Annotated in this window: 12 protein-coding genes and 1 tRNA gene; 2 read left to right on the top strand and 11 right to left on the bottom strand. The window is 72.7% G+C overall.

Annotated elements, in window-relative coordinates; genetic code table 11:
* Positions 1–31 precede the first annotated feature (31 nt).
* From R7226_RS09735 to R7226_RS09710, 6 genes are all read right to left on the bottom strand, one after another.
* A complete protein-coding gene (locus tag R7226_RS09735; RefSeq protein WP_318596901.1) occupies positions 32–1,306 on the bottom strand; it encodes an ATP-grasp domain-containing protein in 1,275 nt (424 codons plus the stop codon).
* Positions 1,303–2,037, bottom strand: a complete 735-nt coding sequence (locus tag R7226_RS09730; protein WP_318596900.1) for a class I SAM-dependent methyltransferase — start codon at positions 2,035–2,037, stop codon at positions 1,303–1,305. The genes R7226_RS09735 and R7226_RS09730 overlap by 4 nt, the downstream gene beginning before the upstream one ends.
* Entirely contained in the window at positions 2,034–2,783 is a 750-nt protein-coding gene (locus R7226_RS09725; protein ID WP_318596898.1) for a class I SAM-dependent methyltransferase, read from the bottom strand. The genes R7226_RS09730 and R7226_RS09725 overlap by 4 nt, the downstream gene beginning before the upstream one ends.
* A 24-nt stretch (positions 2,784–2,807) precedes the next feature.
* A complete protein-coding gene (gene argS, locus R7226_RS09720) occupies positions 2,808–4,538 on the bottom strand; it encodes an arginine--tRNA ligase domain-containing protein (RefSeq protein ID WP_318596897.1) in 1,731 nt (576 codons plus the stop codon).
* A gap of 27 nt (positions 4,539–4,565) precedes the next feature.
* Positions 4,566–4,638: transfer RNA gene (locus tag R7226_RS09715), tRNA-Arg, on the bottom strand.
* Positions 4,639–4,724: 86 nt separating this feature from the next.
* On the bottom strand, positions 4,725–5,978 hold the full coding sequence (locus R7226_RS09710; RefSeq protein WP_318596896.1) for a tetratricopeptide repeat protein: 1,254 nt from the start codon (positions 5,976–5,978) through the stop codon (positions 4,725–4,727).
* Between the two features lie 60 nt (positions 5,979–6,038).
* On the opposite strand from R7226_RS09710, the gene ettA reads away from it, so the two are divergent.
* Positions 6,039–7,694, top strand: coding sequence for an energy-dependent translational throttle protein EttA (gene ettA / locus R7226_RS09705; protein WP_318596895.1), 1,656 nt, complete (start codon positions 6,039–6,041; stop codon positions 7,692–7,694).
* Between the two features lie 85 nt (positions 7,695–7,779).
* On the opposite strand, the gene R7226_RS09700 is transcribed toward ettA, so the two are convergent.
* Together R7226_RS09700 and R7226_RS09695 are read right to left on the bottom strand one after the other, a co-directional pair.
* On the bottom strand, positions 7,780–10,416 hold the full coding sequence (locus R7226_RS09700; RefSeq protein ID WP_318596894.1) for a hypothetical protein: 2,637 nt from the start codon (positions 10,414–10,416) through the stop codon (positions 7,780–7,782).
* A 19-nt stretch (positions 10,417–10,435) separates the two neighbouring features.
* On the bottom strand, positions 10,436–12,571 hold the full coding sequence (locus R7226_RS09695) for a TolB-like translocation protein (protein WP_318596893.1): 2,136 nt from the start codon (positions 12,569–12,571) through the stop codon (positions 10,436–10,438).
* 162 nt (positions 12,572–12,733) lie between these two features.
* Here R7226_RS09695 and R7226_RS09690 point away from each other — a divergent pair, with 162 nt between their 5' ends.
* Positions 12,734–13,606, top strand: coding sequence for an oxidoreductase (locus R7226_RS09690; RefSeq protein ID WP_318596892.1), 873 nt, complete (start codon positions 12,734–12,736; stop codon positions 13,604–13,606).
* A gap of 98 nt (positions 13,607–13,704) precedes the next feature.
* Here R7226_RS09690 and R7226_RS09685 read toward each other — a convergent pair whose 3' ends face one another.
* The 3 genes from R7226_RS09685 to R7226_RS09675 are packed head-to-tail and all read right to left on the bottom strand — an operon-like array spanning position 13,705 to position 17,598.
* Positions 13,705–14,472 (bottom strand): HAD family hydrolase, encoded by a 768-nt coding sequence (locus R7226_RS09685; RefSeq protein ID WP_318596891.1) that lies wholly within the window; start codon positions 14,470–14,472, stop codon positions 13,705–13,707.
* Positions 14,472–15,527 carry a M42 family metallopeptidase gene (locus R7226_RS09680; protein WP_318596890.1) on the bottom strand — a complete coding sequence of 352 codons (1,056 nt, stop codon included), beginning with the start codon at positions 15,525–15,527 and terminating at the stop codon, positions 14,472–14,474. Before R7226_RS09680 ends, R7226_RS09685 begins: the two co-directional genes overlap by 1 nt.
* A 10-nt stretch (positions 15,528–15,537) precedes the next feature.
* The gene (locus tag R7226_RS09675) at positions 15,538–17,598 is read right to left on the bottom strand and encodes an alpha/beta hydrolase (protein ID WP_318596889.1); all 2,061 of its coding nucleotides are present in this window, start codon (positions 17,596–17,598) and stop codon (positions 15,538–15,540) included.
* Positions 17,599–17,724: the final 126 nt, after the last annotated feature.

The following is a 17,724-nucleotide window of genomic DNA, read 5'->3' as shown; positions in this document are numbered from 1 at the left end:
CGTCGTTCAGGGGTGTGTGTCGCGCGCGGCGTCAGGCGGAGGCCGCGGGCTCCAGCGGTTCGACTTCGAAGATCCCCGTCGTGCGCTCGATCTCGCGCAGGCGGTCGTAGTCGCGCTCGAGCACGTCGCGGTCGGGGTCGACGAGGTAGACGATCCCGGGGCAGGAGAAGAGGTCGATCGTCGGGGTGATCTCCTCGCCCGGCTGCGCCATCGAGATCGAGCCGGCGTAGGAGGGCAGCGCCTCGACCTCGCGCATGCCGGCGTCGGAGATCACCTTGCCGCCCTGGTGCGAGATCAGCATCACGCAGCGCGAGGCGTTGGCCAGCTCGTACGGCCGCTTGGCGCGCTCGGCGACCGTCTCGGGGCGCAGGTAGGCGTCGACCGTCACCGTCACGTGCGAGGGCGTGCAGCGGTCGATCACGTCATCGCGGATCGAGCCGTGCAGGCGCGCGCCGGACTCGACCAGCACCGGGCCGTCGGCCGTCAGCATCACCTCGGTGTGCGCCGGGCCGTACTTGATCCCGAGCGCGTCGAGCACGTCCTTGACGTACGGCACGACGAGGTCCTGCTGCGGCCCGCGGTAGGCGAGCAGCTCCTCGAAGTCGTAGGCGAGGTTGCCCTGGATGCGGATCTTCGTGTCGCGCCAGACCTCGGAGACGTGGTGGACGCCGTCCCACGAGACGGAGTCGCAGAACAGCTGCGTGCCGCGCAGCAGCTCCTGCACCAGCAGCTGCTCGTTGGCGCCCTGGAGCGCGTTGGGGCGGCCGAGCACGGCCTCGAACGCGCTGCGGATCGCCTCGGGCGTCTCGCACAGCGAGACGCCGTCGGTGCCGGCGGAGTCGAGCGGCTTGACGACGACCGGCCAGTCGCCGCGCGCCTGCGCCCACGCGATCGCGTGCTCGACGTCGCCGGTCTTCAGCTCGTGCACGGCGCGCAGGCCGGCGGCGCGCACCGCCTCGGCCATGACCGACTTGTCGCGGCGGGCGAGGCTCTGGGCGGTGCCGTTGGAGGGCAGGCCGAGCCGCTCGCTGAGCGCGTCGCTCAGCAGCACGCCCGGCTCCGAGCCGACGACGACGAAGGCGGGGTCGTATCTCGCCACGGCCGCCGCGGTCGCCTCCAGGTCGCCGTGGTGGACGACGTTCTCGAGGAAGTCCTGCGTGCGCAGGCGGTCGATGTAGAACGCCGACTCGTTCGGGTTGCTCTGGACGTGGACGACGTCGAGCCCCTCGGCGATGAAGCGCGGCGCCAGTCTGGAGCCGGTCGAGTAGGCGTCGACGACGACCGCGACGCGTCTGTTCTCACTCATGCTGTGGCCACCAGGATCAGGCGGTCGTCGGGCGTCTTCGGGCTGCCGTCGAAGCCGCCGTAGCGGGCGACGTCGCGGAAGCCGGCCTGCTCGACCATCGCCTGCAGCTCGTCGGCGGTGAAGTAGCGCGTCTCGACCTCGATCGATCTGCCCTCGGCGGTGTAGGTGACGTGCAGGACTCTCGTCTCGGGATCGACGTAGAGGTGCTCGTGGACGCCGTTCTCCTCGCGGTCGACGACGGTGCCGAGCGGGCCGAGGCGGTGCAGCGTCCGCTCGATGTCCGACAGCTCCATCACGAGCTTGCCGCCGGGCTTCAGCGCCGCGTGCCAGGTCTCCAGCACGGCCTGGTCGTCCGCGACCGTCTTGCCGTAGCCGAAGGAGGAGTAGAGGTTGACGATCGCGTCGAAGCTGCCCAGCTCGGCCGGCAGCTTCTGCGTCAGGTCGTGGACGACGTAGCGCGGGCCGGGGTTGCGCTTCTCGGCCTCGGCGATCACCGCCGGCGAGATGTCGACGCCGGTCGTCGGGTAGCCCTGTCTCGTCAGCACGCCGGCGTTGCGGCCGAAGCCGCAGCCGGCGTCGAGGACTGCGGCGCCGGGTGTCAGGCCCAGCAGCGCGGCGATCTGCTCGCACTCGCGCTCGGTCTCCTCGTAGCGGCCGAGCTTGTCCGACATCGCGATGAACGCGGCGCCGAACGCGTCCAGCTCGTTGAGGTTCTCGACCTCGTCGCTCATGCCGCGGTCCCGACGATCACGAGGCGGTCCTCGGGACGCTTCGGCGCGCCGTCGAAGTCGCCGTGGAGGGAGATGCCGGTGAAGCCGACCTCTTCCAGCATGCGCTGGAGGTCCTCCTTCTCGTACATGCGGATGCGCGAGTGGACGACGTCGCCGTCGAGCTCGTATCTGACGTGCAGTCTGCCCGTCGAGAAGTCGACGTCGAGCGTCTCGATCACGCCGTTGGTGTCGCGCACGACGACGCCCTCGTCGGTTCTGAGGCGGAAGCGCGAGCGCTCGAGGTCGGAGAGCTGCATGACGATCTTGCCGCCGCTCTTCACGAGCCGGCGGAAGGCCCGCAGCATCTCCATGTCCTCGGCCTCGGTCGCGCCGTAGCCGAACGACGAGTAGAGGTTGACGATCACGTCGAAGGGGCCGACGCCCGCGGGCAGCGGCTGCGTCAGGTCGGCGACGAGGTAGCGCGGGCCCGGGCTGCGCTTCTCCGCCTCCGCGATCGCGGCCGGCGAGATGTCGATCCCGGTCGCCTCCATGCCCTGCTCCTGCAGCGCGGCGCAGTAGCGGCCGAAGCCGCAGCCGGCGTCGACGACGGTCGTGCCGGGCGCGAGGCCGAGCAGTCTCACCATCGCGGCGGCGTCCTCGCTGGTCGAGTCGTAGCCGCCCAGCCGCTCCGCGATCTTCATGTACGCGGGGCCGTAGGTGTCGACCTCGTTGAGGACGTGCTCGTCAGAAGGGGTCTGGTCGGTCATCGGTCGGCCTCGGTCGAGTCGTGGTCAGCTGATCGCGGCGGTGGCGGCGTCGGCGCGGCGCAGCGTCTCCGCGCGTGCCGCGTCGCCGCCGGCGCGCACGAGCCCGAGCGCGCCGAGCCCGCTGGAGAGGATCGCGCGCATCACGCGGCCGACGCGCGGGTCCGCGTCACGCTCCAGGTACCAGTCGCTCAGGTGGGCGACGTAGCGGTAGTACTTGAGCAGGTCGAACGCCTCCAGCGCGACCGCGAGGTTGCGGCGATGGACCTGCGACTGCAGGACGATGTGGCGGTAGTCGGAATCGGCCGGGGCGGGATCGGCGGCGCCGTCGTTGGCCGGGTCCCACGCCTTCGCCCACGCCTGCGCGATGCGGAAGGCGCTGTTGTGGTCGGGATCGACCAGCCGCTGCGCGGGCGGCAGCACGAGCCCCTTCACGACCGGCTTGTCGAGGCAGTAGCCGAGCACGACGATCGCGAGCAGGTCCTCAGCGGACAGCAGCGGCTGCTCGCGCACGAGCGCGGTCAGCTCCGGCAGCGCCACCAGCTCCTCCAGCAGCTCGTCGACGAGCAGCGCGTTGCCCTTGCTCGACGACAGCTCGCCGCCGATCTCGGTCGCGACCATCCCGTGCAGGACGTGGCGTGAGGGCAGCACCGGCAGCGTCGGCTCCAGTCTGCCGAGCAGCTCCTCGACGTGCGCGACGTGGGCGGCCCACTCGTCGCCGGAGAGGTGGATCAGCTGCGACCCCTCCTCGTCGATCATCATGTCGCGCCACATCGCGACGACGCGCAGATGGTGGGTCGGGAAGCCGTCGGCGCGCGTCAGCGGCATCACCGGGTAGGAGTCGTCGCCGGTGTAGTAGGCGACCGTCCCCCGCTCCTCTCTGACGAAGACGCCGCGCTCGATCCCGAGGCGGGCGACCTCGGCGGTCTTCTTCGTGCGGTCGGAGTCGTAGAGGATCCGCTCGAACTGGACGCCGAGGCGGTCGAGCGTCTCGTTCTGGCCGGCGACCGCCCAGTCGCGCACGCGCTTCCACAGCGCGACCGCCTGCGGGTCGTCCTGCTCGACACCGGTCAGCAGCTGCTGCGCGAGGTCGTGGCGCTCGTCGAGGTCGCGCGCGACCGGCGCGTCCTCGTCGGCGACGTCGGCGACGGGGCCCTCCTCACGCGCGTAGCGGGCGTAGAGATCGCCGACGAACTGGTCGCTCTTGCGGCCGGCCTCCGCAGGGGTGCCGGGCGCGGCGTAGCGCTCGTAGCCGGCCATCGCCTCGCCCATCGAGCGGCCGGCGTCACCGATGTGGCTCTGGCGCTCGACGGTCGCGCCCGCGGCTCTCAGCGCGCTCGTGATCGCCTGCCCGAGCGCGATGTTGCGCAGGTGGCCGACGTGCAGCGCCTTCGTCGCGTTGGGGTCGCAGAAGTCGACGATCGCGCGCTCGCCGGCAAGCAGGTCGCCGGTCTCCATGCCGGTGAAGCGGCCGGCCTCCAGGCCCGCGCCGGTCTCGGCGATGCGCGCGTCGGTCAGCCGCAGCAGGAAGCGCTGCTGCTCCTGCTCGGCGCTCGCGACGGCGGGATCGGCGGCGAGCGCCGCCAGCGCCCGCGGCGCCAGCTCGCGGTCGCGTGTGATCGCGCCGACGTCGGTCGGGTCCTCCTGTCTCAGGTTCGGGACGACGCGGAAGGCGCTCGCATCGACGGCGCTGAGCGTGGACTCGACGGCGTCGAGCAGGTTGTCGGCGCGCAACGGCGCTGCTTTCTCGTCACGCATCCGCGACTCCCCCGAGACGGAGTGAAGCACGGGAGACGGGGCTCGAACCCGCAACCATCGGCTTAGAAGGCCGGTGCTCTACCAATTGAGCTACTCCCGCATGCTGGAGAGCCTGCTGACGCAGGAACCCCGAAGCGACCCGGAGGAGTCTAGTGGAGGCGAGCGATTCGCGTCCGGCCGAGCGCATCACGCCGCCGACTCCGCCGGCAGCGTGCGCGGCACGCGCTCCCGCAGCGCGAGCAGCAGAGCCGCCACCTCGGGGTCGGTGCCGAGGTCCATCGCGTGCTCGCAGGCGGCGATCGCGTCGCTGACGCGGTCGGTGCGGGCGAGCGCGTGGGCGTAGCGCGACCACGCCTGCGGCGACTCGGGCGCCAGCATCGTCGCCGCCTCGCAGGCGGTCACCTCGGCGCCGATCTCGCCGCTGAGCTGGTGGACGAGCGCCAGGTCGAGCAGTCCTTCGAGCGTCGGCATCAGCTCCGAGGCGCGCTCGAGCGCGGCGCGCGCGCCGTCGCGGTCGCCGAGCCGCAGCCGCAGGCGGCCGAGCCGCTCCCAGGCGGAGGAGTCAGACGGCGCCGCCTCCGTCTCGCGCACGGCCGCGTCGCGCGCCAGGTCGTAGGCGCGCATGTCCTCGTAGATGCGGGCGGCGAAGCGGTGCGGCGCCGGCCGCTCGCCCTCGGCGCGGATCCAGTCGCGCACGGTGCGCGCGGCCGCCGGCAGGTTGCCCGACTGCCAGAAGGCGACGGTCAGCTGGCGCAGCACGACCGGGTTGCGCGGATCGGCGTCGCGCGCGTAGACGAGCCGTCTGGCGGCCAGCTCGGGATCGCCCTCGGCGAGCGCGTGCTGGGCGGCGGTCATGAAGCGCTGGACGCGGTCGGCCGACGGGTCCGGTCTGGAGAAGTCGACGAACTGCAGCGAGCCGGCCGGGATCGTGCGGACCCCGATCTGGAACTTGACGCGCGCCCACTGCTGCACGTCGTCGCCGTCGCCGGAGAAGTAGATGCCGGTGACCGAGCCGACGCCCCACTCCGGGTAGGAGAGGCAGCGCGCGTAGCGGTGGACGACCGAGTGGGCCGGCGCCTGCGAGCCGAACGGGTCGTTCTCGGCGCGATCTCTGTCGGCGGCGGCGCGCGCCTGCGCCTCCTCGTAGGCGCGCCGGCCCTCCTCCGCGCGCGCTCTGCGTGCCGCCGCGGCGGAGACCTTGACGGCGTTGGCGGAGACCTTTCCGCCGCGCGAGGTCTCGGCCAGCTGCTCGAGCTGGTCGGCGGCCTCGTTGATCGCCTGAAGGTGGCGCTGATGCTCGTGCTGGCGGCCCGGCGGTGCGATGTCCGGGTGCCAGACCTTCGCCATTCTGCGGCGTGCCAACTGCACCGTTCGCTTGTCGAACGGCGGATCAAGCTCGAGCAGCAGGATCGCCTGCTCGATGTCGAAGACTGCGGCCATGAAGAACCAAGGCTAGCGACGCGGAGGCCGCCCCGGTCGTCTTCTCTATCCTCCGTTCCCGTGTCCGCCCAGTACATCTTCCAGATGCACCGCCTGTCCCGGCTCTTCCCGCCGGACAAGGAAGTGCTGAGAGAGGTCTCACTCTCTTTCTATCCCGGCGCCAAGATCGGCGTGCTCGGCTACAACGGCTCCGGCAAGTCGACGCTGCTGAAGATCATGGCCGGCATCGACAGAGAGTTCCGCGGCACCGCCGCGCTGGCGCCCAACGCGACCGTCGGGCTGCTGGAGCAGGAGCCCCAGCTCGACGAGTCCAAGGACGTCCGCGGCAACGTCGAGGACGGCGTCGCGGAGACGCGCGACCTGCTCAACCGCTTCAACGAGCTGGCGGCCAACTACTCCGACGAGACCGCCGACGAGTTCGCGCGCCTGCAGGAGCAGATCGACGCCGCCGACGCGTGGAACCTCGACACGATGCTCGACACGGCGATGGACGCGCTGCGGCTGCCGCCCGCCGATGCCGACGTGTCGCTGCTGTCCGGTGGTGAGAGACGCCGCGTCGCGCTCTGCCGCCTGCTGCTGAGAGCGCCCGACCTGCTGCTGCTGGACGAGCCGACCAACCACCTCGACGCCGAGTCGGTCGCGTGGCTGGAGCTGCACCTGCGCGACTACAGAGGCACGATCGTCGCGATCACCCACGATCGCTACTTCCTCGACAACGTCGCCGGCTGGATCCTCGAGCTCGACCGCGGTCAGGGCCACCCGTTCGAGGGCAACTACTCCGGCTGGCTGGAGCAGAAGCAGCAGCGGATGGCGCAGGAGGAGCGGCAGGACAACACGCGCAAGAAGGTGCTCGCGCAGGAGCTGGAGTGGGTGCGGATGAACGCCTCCGCCCGCCGCGCGAAGCCGAGAGCGCGCCTCAACGCCTACGAGGCGCTGCTGGCGGAGGACCGCAACGTCAAGCTCGACCAGGTCCAGATCCACATCCCGGCCGGCCCGCGCCTCGGCGACGTCGTGATCGAGGCCGAGAACCTGCGCAAGGGCTTCGGCGACAAGCTGCTGATCGAGGACCTCTCGTTCAAGCTCCCGCGCGGCGGCATCGTCGGCGTGATCGGGCCCAACGGCGCCGGCAAGACGACGTTGTTCAAGATGATCACCGGCCAGGAGCAGCCCGACGCGGGCACGTTCAAGGTCGGCGAGACGGTCAGACTGGCCTACGTCGACCAGTCACGCGACGCGCTCGATCCCGAGAAGACGGTCTGGCAGGAGATCTCCGGCGGCGACGACCAGATCTCGGTCGGCGACCAGAAGATGAGCTCGCGCGCCTACACGTCCGGGTTCAACTTCAAGGGCACCGACCAGCAGGCGAAGGTCGGCAAGCTCTCCGGCGGTGAGCGCAACCGCGTCCACCTCGCGAAGCTGCTGCGCTCCGGCGGCAACCTGCTGCTGCTCGACGAGCCGACCAACGACCTCGACGTCGACACGCTGCGCGCGCTCGAAGAGGCGCTGCTCGCCTTCGGCGGCTGCGCCGTCGTGATCTCCCACGATCGCTGGTTCCTCGACCGCATCGCGACGCACGTGCTCGCGTTCGAGGGCGACTCGCAGGTGCGCTGGTTCGAGGGCAACTTCGAGGCGTACGAGGAAGAGCGTCACGCGCGCCTCGGCGCGGAGGCCGACCGGCCGCACCGCGTCACGTACAAGAGACTGGTGCGAGGCTAGAGGCGATCGGCTGGGGGCCGCTCGCCCCCAGCCTCGCACTTGGGAGATCGGCTGGCGCCGATCTCCCGGGTCTTGCGTCTCTCTTCTACTTCTTCTGCTTTGCGCAGCCGGCGATCGTGAGGCGGTCGGCGCGGCGCAGCAGTCTGCCGTTCTGCGCCCGCAGGCCCTGGCGCGCTCTCGCGAGGCGGGCCGCCTTCGTGCAGAGGTCGCGCACGACGCCGACCGGCCCGCTGCTGGCCGGCAGCGTCAGCTGGAAGCGCGACAGCGGCACGTCGGGGATCCGGTCGAACGTCGTCGTCAGGCGCAGGTCGCGCGTGATCACGACTCTGCCGACGAGGTCGATCGCGACGTCGCCGCGCAGCTGCACGACGATGTCCGGCAGTCTGCGCGCCGGGTTTCTGACGAAGTACGCCGGGCCGCTGAGCGACTTCGGCAGCAGCGGCGTGACCGCCGTCGCGCTGCCGATCCGCGCCGCGGCGCCGCACGTGCCGGCGTCGTACGCCGCCTGCGTGCACGCTCTCTCGACGACGTCGAGGCGCGCGTTCAGCACCTTCGGCAGCGCCAGCCGCACGCTGCGGTTGGCCGCCTGCGCCGCAGGCTGCGTCAGCGTCGCGACGAGCGACGTGCGTCTGCCGGCCCGCGTCTGTCCTCTCGCGCCGACGCGCACCGCCAGCTTCGGCGTGTACGCCAGCGAGCGGCAGCCGCCGACCTGGTAGCGCGAGGAGCGCTGCGCGACGGCGCCGCCGGCCGCGGCGATCGCGGCGCCGACGGTGCGCGGGGCGCAGCTGGTCGGGTTGAGCATGAAGCCCGGCTTGTCGATCGCGACGCGCACCGAGCGGATCTGCAGCGGGATCCCCTGCAGGATCGTCGGCAGCGGATCGGAGGCGATCCGCAGCGCCGCGGTGCGCAGGTCGACGAAGACCGCGGCGCGCACGACGACGGTGCCGAGGTCGAACGGCCCGGCCTTCGCCGGCACGACGATCGAGAGGCCGTACGGCGCCCCCTTGTACGGGCCGGTGACGTAGACGCGGCCCGGCAGCTCGAACGGCAGCGAGCCCGGTCCGGCGCTCGTCTGCGCGCTGCCGATCCGCGACGCCTCGCCACAGCTCCCGGCCGCCGCCTGCGCCTCGCCGCAGAGCGGCGTGCTGGCCAGTCTCGGCATCAGCCCGGCCGGCATCGTCACGTCGATCGCCTTCAACAGGTCGTCGCCGTCGGTGCGCGCGAAGGTCAGCGAGAAGGCGCTCGCGGCGCCGGCCTGCGTGCTCGCCGAGCCGGCGCTGAAGGCCGGCGCGAAGCCGCTCGGCGCGCCGTCGCAGGCGATCTCGACGGTGTCGGTCGAGACGGCCGGCCGGCCGCCGCCCCACGGCGTCAGCGCCGTCGAGGTGCTCGCCGGACCGCAGGCGCGCGGGTTGGCGAGCGGCGCGCGCGGGCCGCCCTTCAGCGCCACCGTCAGGTGGTTGAACGGCAGCTGCGGGTTGTTCGCGAAGGTCGCCGTGACCTGACCGCTGACGGGATCGAGGTCGATCTCGCCGGGGAGCTTCAGCCGCACGCCCGCGCCCTCGGCGACCAGCACCATTCTCAGCAGCCGCTGCGGCGTCTGGTCGAGCAGGAAGACCGAGCCCGTCATCGGTCTCGCCAGCAGCGGCGTGTCGATCTGCACGCTGCCGATCTTCGACGCCGCCGGGCAGTCCGGCACCTCGGAGGTGGCGAGCTTCATCGCCGCCGCCGGGCAGGTTCTCAGCCCGTCTGAGGCCGAAGGCGAGACGACCGTCCCTCTCGGCAGCCGCACGACGACGTCCTTGACCGGCGGCGTCGCCAGCCCGTCGACCGTCTGGTCCTGCGGTACGTCCAGCTCGACCGTCCAGCCGGCCGGAGCGCCGGCCTTGGTCGTGTCGGGGCGGGCGGAGCCGGTCGCCGCGAAGCGCTGCTGCTCGCAGCCGGTCAGTTGCGCCATCGGCGCGGTCGTCGCGATCGTCCTGCCCGGGTTGTCGTAGGTCTCCAGCGAGATCTCCGCCCGCGTCGGGCCGTCGCACGTCGCCGCGTTGGTCATGAAGGGCCGGACCGGGACCTCGCCGGTGAGCGACGTCTGGCGCTCGGCATCGTGGCTCGGGTCGCCCGGGACGCCCCAGAGGGTCATGTCCGCCGACGACATCGCTCCCTGCGTCGGCAGGTTGGCGATCGTCGTGCGGAGGCCGTGGTCCCCGTCGCGGACCGAGACGAGCATGTGGATCGGCAATCCCAGCTTGATGAAGGCGAACTCGGCCGGAGCGCCGTGCGAGGGCACGACGTTGAAGACCGCGTTGGGCTCGTTGCCGGGTATGAAGAAGACGTTCGTTCGAATCACGCCGACCTGCGACTCGGGCGGGCACGAGGAGGCGAAGAAGTCCGCCGCCGCGCAGCGCGGGATCGCGCCCGGATTGCCGACGATTCCCGGAGGCAGGTCGACGACGACGTCGCGCGCGGTCTCCAGCGGACGCGGCATCTCCAACGCGTCGATGATCGGGTGTCTCGCCATCACGCTGGTCAGCGCGAATCTGACGTTCAGATCGGGGTGGCCGCCGGCCTGCGTCGTCGAGGTCGACACGCCGACGCTCCCGTCGACGAAGCCGAACGGCTCGGCGGCGTGCGCCGCGGCAGCGCCGATGAGCGCCGTCGCGAGCACGAGGCAGAGCGTCGCGAGGACGCATGCGAGCGGCCGCGAGCGGCGCGAGGTCGCGGTCATCTTGGTCTCCTGGCGATGGTCAGGCACGGGCGCCTCTTCTCGTCGGCGCCGGCTTCAGCACGAACGCGAGCCGCCGGGGGTCGGCGACCTGCCGGTGCACGACGTCGACGCGGAGGCGCAACGCGCCGCGGCGGGTGAGCTGGGCGCGGGCGGCTCTGGAGAGCCGCAGCGTCAGCCGCACCGTGCCGGCGCGCGTGAAGGTGCGCGTGGCGGTCGCGGCATTCCGCCACCGTCTGCCGGCCTTGAACGTGGTCGTTGCGGTGACGCGCCCGGCCGTGTCGGAGGTGATGGCGAGCGTGACCGCACGCCCGGTCGCGAGCTTGCGCTGCGCCGCCTTCGACAGTCTCGCGACCCTCATGGAGGGGTTTGCCGGGAAGGGCGGCGCGGTGTCGTTCTCGTCGCCGGGGCCGTTGAAGCCCTCGCTCAGGTTGCCGGGCGCCGGCATCCGCGGGGCGGGGTCGCCCTGGCAGGCGTCGCCGAGGCAGCCCTCGCGCGGGTCGCGCGGCGCCGGCAGGTCGTCGCCGTGGCGAGCCGCATAGACCTTCAGGTGGTCGTCGTCGATCCACGGCAGCAGCTGGGCGTAGCTCTTGAAGAAGACGTCGCCGCCGTCGCTGACGCCGGCCATCGTCGCGCCGACGCTCTCGTCGCCCGCGCTGATCAGCGAGCGGACGCCGTCGTGCCAGGCGTAGACGTCGTTGAGCTCGTTGTCGTCGCCGGGCTCCAGCGCGGTGGTCGTCTGGAAGTAGACCCAGCTGCCGTCCTCGGAGGTCACCCGCCGAGCGATCTGGAGCGTCTGCAGGACGTCGCCGAAGTCGACGAACTCGGCCGGCGCGCCGTCGGCGGCGCAGCTGAGGCAGTCGAGCTCGCCGTCGACCGTGGCGCGGAAGATCTGGCCGTTGTCGTAGCCGACGGCGGTGCCGCCGACGCCGTCGATCGGCACCCGCGTCGTCCACACGATCGAGGAGCCGTCGGGGGTCGCCTGTGCCGGCAGGCGGCTGCCGGCCTCGAAGGCGTTCAGCTCGAACGGCTGGTCGCCCACGCTCCCCGCGGTGGTCTCGATCGCGCTCGGCGCCTGATCGCCCGTCTTCACCCACAGCGTCGCGTCCGCACCGTCGTCGGTGCCAAACCAGAGGCGGTTGCCGTCGTCGGAGACGTTCGCCGTGCGCAACGTCCCGCCGGCGTCGGTCGCGGCGCCGGTCAGGCGCGTGCGCTCGCCGCCGGCGACGTCGTAGCGGTAGACGTCGTCGGCGTCGTTGGTGTCGGCCGGGTCGAGCGCCAGCGCGGTGCGGATGAAGACGGCGCTGAGGTCGGTCGTGTGGCCGACGACGGTCGTGTCGCCGTCGGCGCCGGAGAGCGGGGCCGAGAGGTCGACGGTCGGCTGCCCCTCGCGCCAGAGGTAGACGTGGCGCGCGATCGGGTCGGAGGTGTCAGGGTCAACGCAGCCGGCCCGCGAGGTCAGCACGACCGTGCGCGCGTCGGCGGAGACGCCGCTCTGACGCTGTCGCCGGCTGTCGCCGTCCGGCGCCTCGGCGCCGCAGGTGACCAGCCGCGCGACGTCGGCACCGATCGCGGTGAGGGCGCCGTCGGAGCTGCCATCGTCCTGCCACAGGAAGACGTCGGTCTTCGGGCCGGGGAAGTCCGGGAACAGCTCCGCTCTGTCGGCGTTCAGCGAGAGCTGGACAACGAGGCGATCGAGGTCGGCCGTGCGGTCGACGAGCTGCAGCGGACCGCCGATCGTCTTCCAGCTGCCGTCCGGCTCGCTGAGCGCGAGCTCGTTCGGCGTCATGAGCATCGAGCCCGGCTTGACGCCGCCGGTGACGATCCGCGCGAGGTCCTCGGAGACGGCGACCGTCGCGGGTGCGATCAGCGGCGTGACGATCGGCGAGGTGATGCGCCGATATGCCTTCTCCCAGCCCGCAGCGGTGCGCCGCACCGTGAAGACACCGTTGACGTCCGACAGCTCGCTGCCGATCACGCCACGATCGCCGTCGGGGAACAGCCACGCTCTCGAGTAGTCGAAACCCTCCGACTCCAGCGGCGAGACCAGTTCGTAGTGCAGCTCGGGCGGCAGCTGTGCCGCGGCCGCGCTGGGCGCGGTGACGGCGATTGCCGCAGCGATCAGCGCACCCGCGAGTGCGCGCTTTGTGGGGATCATCTTCTCCTCCGGTCCTTCGCGGGGGCTGTGACGAGCGACCAGCCAGCCCTCCGCGGCATCCTGATCGCACCACAATAAACATTGTTGTCTCAGCGTGCGCAGATGGCACGTCAGCACTCGGACGTGGGTGGGTTTGCGAATGGCTCTCGGTAGGGTGACGCCATGACTCAGGTTTCGAGAGCCGTGCTGATCACGGGCTGTTCGTCCGGCATCGGGCGCGCGACCGCGCTGCGCCTCGCGGCCGGCGGCTGGACTGTCTACGCGAGCGCTCGCCGCGTCGAGGCGATCGCCGACCTCGCCGACGCCGGCTGCCGCCTGCTGGCGCTCGACGTCACCGACGAGGCGTCGATGGTCGCGGCGGTCGAGCAGGTCGAGCGCGAGGCCGGCGCCGTCGGCGTGCTGATCAACAACGCCGGCTACAGCCAGAGCGGCGCGATCGAGACGGTCCCGCTCGACGCCGTCCGGCGCCAGTTCGAGACCAACGTCTTCGGGCTCGTGCGGCTGACGCAGCTGGTGCTGCCGGCGATGCGCGCACAGGGCTGGGGCAAGGTCGTCAACCTCGGCTCGATGGGCGGGCGCCTGACCTTCCCCGGCGGCGGCCACTACCACGCGACGAAGTACGCGCTGGAGGCGCTCAGCGACGCGCTGCGGTTCGAGGTCGCCGGCTTCGGGATCGACGTCGTGCTCGTCGAGCCGGGCCTGATCACGACCGAGTTCGGCAACGCGGCGACGGCCTCGCTGGCCGAGACCGGCGGCACCGCGCCCGCGGCGACCGCCTCCGACGGCGACCCCTACGCCCACTTCAACGCGACCGTCGGCGCCGTCACGAAAGGCGCCTACGAAGGTCCGCTGCGCCACTTCGGCGGCGGCCCCGACCGCGTCGCGAAGGCGATCGAGAAGGCGATCTCGCGCAGACGCGCGCCGACCCGCGTCGTCGTCACGCCGTCCGCGCGCACGACGATCCCGCTGCGCAGAGTGCTGCCCGACCGGGCGTGGGACGCGATGATGCGGCGACAATTCCCATCACCGCGGTAGCCAGCCCGGCCTCCCGCGGGAATTGCCGGGCGCAGTTCCCGACGCCGAAGCAGGACCCGCGGGCGCGCGCCGTCGGCGAGCGCCGCCGGCGCGGCGGCTCAGACGAGCGCGTCGATCGCGGCGGCGAGCGCGGCGGTGTCGGCGGCGACCGCGTGGGCGCCGGCCGCTGTCAGCTCGGCGGCGGCGAAGCTGCCGGTCTCGACGCCGATGCAGCGCACGTCGTCGGCGAGCGCGCAGGCGACGTCGCGCGGCGTGTCGCCGATCACGACGGTGCGCTCCCTGGGATGCGGATCGATCCGGGAGTTCCCACCGGGAATCCGCGTTCCCGGTTCGCCGTCGTGGAACTCCCAATGCGAAGCACGAGCACGGGCGACCGCGGGCAGGTCGGTGCGGTCCTCGCTGTCGGAGCCGAAGCCGCCCTGGCCGCTCGCGAACCACTGGCCGACCCCGGCCGCGCGCAGCTTCACGCGCGCGACCGTCTCGTAGTTGCCGGTCACCAGCGACAGCCGCACGTCGTCGCGCGCCGCCAGCGCGCCCAGCAGCTCCGGCACGCCCGGCAGCACGAACTCGCTCAGGTCAGCCGGACAGGTCTGGGCGTAGATCTCCCCCGTCGCGACGCGCACGTCGTCGGCGCGCGCGTCGATCCGCTCGGCCGAGACGCCGTGCGCGAGCAGGATCGCACGCGAGATCTCCGGATCGGTGCGGCCGGCCGGGTCGATCGCGCGCGTCAGCGAGCGATCGACCGCGGAGAGGCTGTGCACCTGGCAGATCGCCTGGTGCACGGCGGCGGCGTGGGCGGCGGTCGCGCCCGCCATCAACGTGCCGTCGATGTCGAACAGCAGCAGCAGGTCGCCCGCGCCCGCCATCAGCGCAGGAACGACGTGTCCGCAGTCAGCTTCTGCGTGAACGCCGCGATCAGCTTCGCCGTGTTGTGGACGTCGTCGAGCTGGACCATCTCGACCGGCGAGTGCATGTAGCGCAGCGGAACCGAGACGACCGCGGTCGGGATGCCGCCGCGCGTCAGGTGCACGACGTCGCCGTCGGTGCCGGTCGCGCGGCCGGCGGCGGCGAGCGTGTACGGGATCTCCTGCGCCTCGGCCGTCTCGATCAGCAGCTCGGTCACGGTCGGGTGGACCATCGAGCCGCGCGTGATCGACGGGCCGGAGCCGAACGGCTGTCTCGACAGCTCGCCGAGCGCGATGCCGGGCTGGTCGGTCGCGAAGGTGACGTCGACGACGACCGCGACGGCGGGCTTGAGCGAGAAGACGCTCGTGCGCGAGCCGACGAGGTTCGTCTCCTCCTGCACCGCCGCGACCGCCGCGACGTCACCAGGCGCGCCGCCGGCCTCGGCGACCAGGCGCGCGACCTCGTACGCGACGAAGGCGCCGATGCGGTTGTCCATCGCGCGCGAGACGACGCGGTCGTTGGGCAGCTCGATCGGCTCACCGGCGATCACCGCGACGTCGCCGATCCGCGTCAGCCTGCGCGCGTCGTCGCCGTCCTTGGCGCCGATGTCGATGTGCAGGTCCTTCAGCTCCGGCACGTTCTTGCGGTCGTCGGCCTTCATCAGGTGGATCGGCTTCTTGCCGATCACGCCGTCGATCGCGCCGTCCTTCGTCATCAGCGTGACGCGCTGGCCGACGAGGATGATCGGGTCCCAGCCGCCGACGCCCTCGAAGCGCAGGAAGCCGTCGTCGTCGATGTGCGTGACGATCACGCCGATCTCGTCGATGTGGCCGATGATCGCGGTCAGCGGACCGCCTGCCGTCCCTCTCACGCGCGCGACCGACGAGCCGACCGTGTCGTGGCTGACCTCGGCGAACGCGGCGGCGGCCGCCCGCCAGGCGGTCGCGACCGGGGTCTCGTACCCGGACGGGCCGGGCGTGGTCAGCAGCGTGCGGAGGAAGTCGGGCGTCGGCATGGCGGGGAGCCTAGCGCTCCGCGCCGAGCCCCGGAAGCAACGGGCCGGCCGCTCCCACGGGTGCCGCGGGCGGCTGGACCGCCGCCGGCCGCGCCTGCTCCAGCGCCGTCCGCAGCTCGCCGATCCGGCGTTCCAGCGAGAGTTGCGGCGCCGCGTCCGCCGTCGCCCGCGCGACCGTCGCGCCGCTCGCGGAGGCGCCCGCCCCGGTGATGTTGACGCGATGGCCGCCGAGCGTCCCCGTGACCGACCGCTCGCCGGCGACCAGCGTCCCGCGCGCGGCGGCGCTGCCGCCGATGTGGAAGACCAGCGGCGCCTCGTCGTCGAGGTCGAGCGACAGCACGCCGCTGACCGTGACGCCCGGCACGAAGCTGAAGCGGTCGAAGCGCATCAGCCGCCGGCCGATCCGCACCGTGCCACCACGCAGGCCGCCGATGCCGACGGCGCCGCCGGACGGCTCGGCCGCACCGCTCAGCGCGACCGTCATGATCCGCTCGAAGGCGTCGGCGATCGTCAGCTCGAAGGCGGCGTAGGTGCGGCCCGCGCGCGCCGGCAGCCCGTGGCGGACCGGCAGGTCGGCGAGCCGGCGCGGCGCCTGCTTGGCGACCGGCGGCAGGCTCGTGCGGCCGCAATCGGCGACGCGGCGGTCCGCGAAGAAGGCGGTGACGGCTCTGCGGGCGCAGCGCTGGTCGAGGCTGGCAGCCGCGCCAAGCACCGAGTGACCGACGCCGGGGACCGTCAGCAGCCGCGCTCGCGGCAGCTGCCCCGCGACCGCGCGCGCATCGCTGCGCGGGGTGCGCAGATCGCTGTCGCCGGAGAGGATCAGCGTCGGCACGTCGGGCAGCGGAGCGGTCGGCTGCTCGATCGGCGATTCCGGCCAGGCGCGGCAGCTGTCGATCCGCAGCCGCCGCAGCGTACGACGGTCGAACGGCGCCAGCTGCGCCTCCGGCAGCGCCGCGAGCGCCGCTTCCGCCGCGGCCGGGCGCTGCGCCACCGGAGTGCCAGCCGGCCACGGGACACCGCCGTCCGCGCACGTCGTGGCGATGTAGAGCGCGTCGCTGTCGCCGCCCGCGGAGCCGCCGCCGTTGAGACTGGAGCCGACCGCGAGCGCGAGCAGCGGCGCCGTGTCTCCCTGCGCCGCCGAGCGCAGCGCGGCCGGCAGCGCGGACCGCTGGAACGGGTCGAAGTCGCCGGCCAGCAGCAGGCTGAAGAGGTCCTCGCTGCCGAGCGTCGCGCTGTGGCCGCGGCCGCGGCCGTCGAACCAGCGGCCGCGCAGCGGCGCCCGCGCGGCTCTGCGCACGAGCGTCGCGAGGTCGGCCGTGGCGTCCCGCGTGAAGGGGCAGCCACGGTGACCGCAGAGCGTGTCGAGGATGCGCGGGATCGCGCTGATCGTGGCGCGCTGGAACGGATCGTTGCCGCTCTGCGGGACGACCGAGTCGAGCACGAGCCGGCTGACGCGCTGGGGATAGCGGGCGGCGTAGTCGAGCGCGACCTTCGTGCCGTAGGAGACGGCGTAGAGCGCGACTCTGTCGACGCCGAGCGTGCTGCGCACGGCCTCCAGGTCCTCGACCGAGGCCGCGGTCGTGTAGGCGTTGCGGCGCGCGCCGAGCCGTCTGGCGCAGCCGGCGACGGCGGCGTCGAGCTGCGACGCGCGGCGGATGCGCGCCAGCTCGGGACAGCGCAGGCGGCCGGAGCCGCCGGTGCCGCGCTGGTCGAAGGTGACGATCCGGCGCGTCGCCAGCGCCGGCCCGATGCTCTCCGCGATCTGCTCCAGCAGCGGCGCCGCCGCCTGGCCGGGACCGCCCGCGAGCGCGATCACGGTGCCGCTGTCGCGGGTGCGCCGCGGCCCGTCGAGCATCCGCACGCGCAGCGAGACCTGCCCCGGTATCGCGCCGCTGCGGTCGAGCGGCACGACGACGCGCCCGCAGCGCGTCACGCCCCTCGGCGTGCAGCGTCTCGCCGACAGCTGCGCGGCGCCCGCGAGCGGGCGCGCCGCGACGGCTGGAGCGGCGGGGACGAGCGCCACGGCGGCCGTCCCGAGGAGAGCGGCGACGCCGCGTGACCGAAGGCTCATGATCGAGCGAGTGTGACTGGTCACGCGACGCGGCGCGCTATCGGCGTGTGACGCGGGCTAGCGCGTCACACGCCGGGGATCAAGCCGCGGCGAGCAGCTCGCGAAGCCGCACTTCGCGAGACGCGG

This window comes from Conexibacter stalactiti (genome assembly GCF_033542075.1).
Taxonomy (GTDB): domain Bacteria; phylum Actinomycetota; class Thermoleophilia; order Solirubrobacterales; family Solirubrobacteraceae; genus Conexibacter; species Conexibacter stalactiti.
The sequence above is the reverse complement of the archived record's forward strand: the minus strand, read 5'-3'. Positions and strand labels throughout refer to the sequence as shown.

Coding starts and splice junctions, on each gene's coding strand:
- R7226_RS09735 (WP_318596901.1), bottom strand. CDS start 1,306: ATGAGTGAGAACAGACGCGTCGCGGTCGTCGTCGACGCCTACTCGACC.
- R7226_RS09700 (WP_318596894.1), bottom strand. CDS start 10,416: ATGACCGCGACCTCGCGCCGCTCGCGGCCGCTCGCATGCGTCCTCGCG.
- R7226_RS09725 (WP_318596898.1), bottom strand. CDS start 2,783: ATGACCGACCAGACCCCTTCTGACGAGCACGTCCTCAACGAGGTCGAC.
- R7226_RS09675 (WP_318596889.1), bottom strand. CDS start 17,598: ATGAGCCTTCGGTCACGCGGCGTCGCCGCTCTCCTCGGGACGGCCGCC.
- R7226_RS09730 (WP_318596900.1), bottom strand. CDS start 2,037: ATGAGCGACGAGGTCGAGAACCTCAACGAGCTGGACGCGTTCGGCGCC.
- R7226_RS09690 (WP_318596892.1), top strand. CDS start 12,734: ATGACTCAGGTTTCGAGAGCCGTGCTGATCACGGGCTGTTCGTCCGGC.
- argS (WP_318596897.1), bottom strand. CDS start 4,538: ATGCGTGACGAGAAAGCAGCGCCGTTGCGCGCCGACAACCTGCTCGAC.
- R7226_RS09710 (WP_318596896.1), bottom strand. CDS start 5,978: ATGGCCGCAGTCTTCGACATCGAGCAGGCGATCCTGCTGCTCGAGCTT.
- R7226_RS09685 (WP_318596891.1), bottom strand. CDS start 14,472: ATGGCGGGCGCGGGCGACCTGCTGCTGCTGTTCGACATCGACGGCACG.
- R7226_RS09680 (WP_318596890.1), bottom strand. CDS start 15,527: ATGCCGACGCCCGACTTCCTCCGCACGCTGCTGACCACGCCCGGCCCG.
- R7226_RS09695 (WP_318596893.1), bottom strand. CDS start 12,571: ATGATCCCCACAAAGCGCGCACTCGCGGGTGCGCTGATCGCTGCGGCA.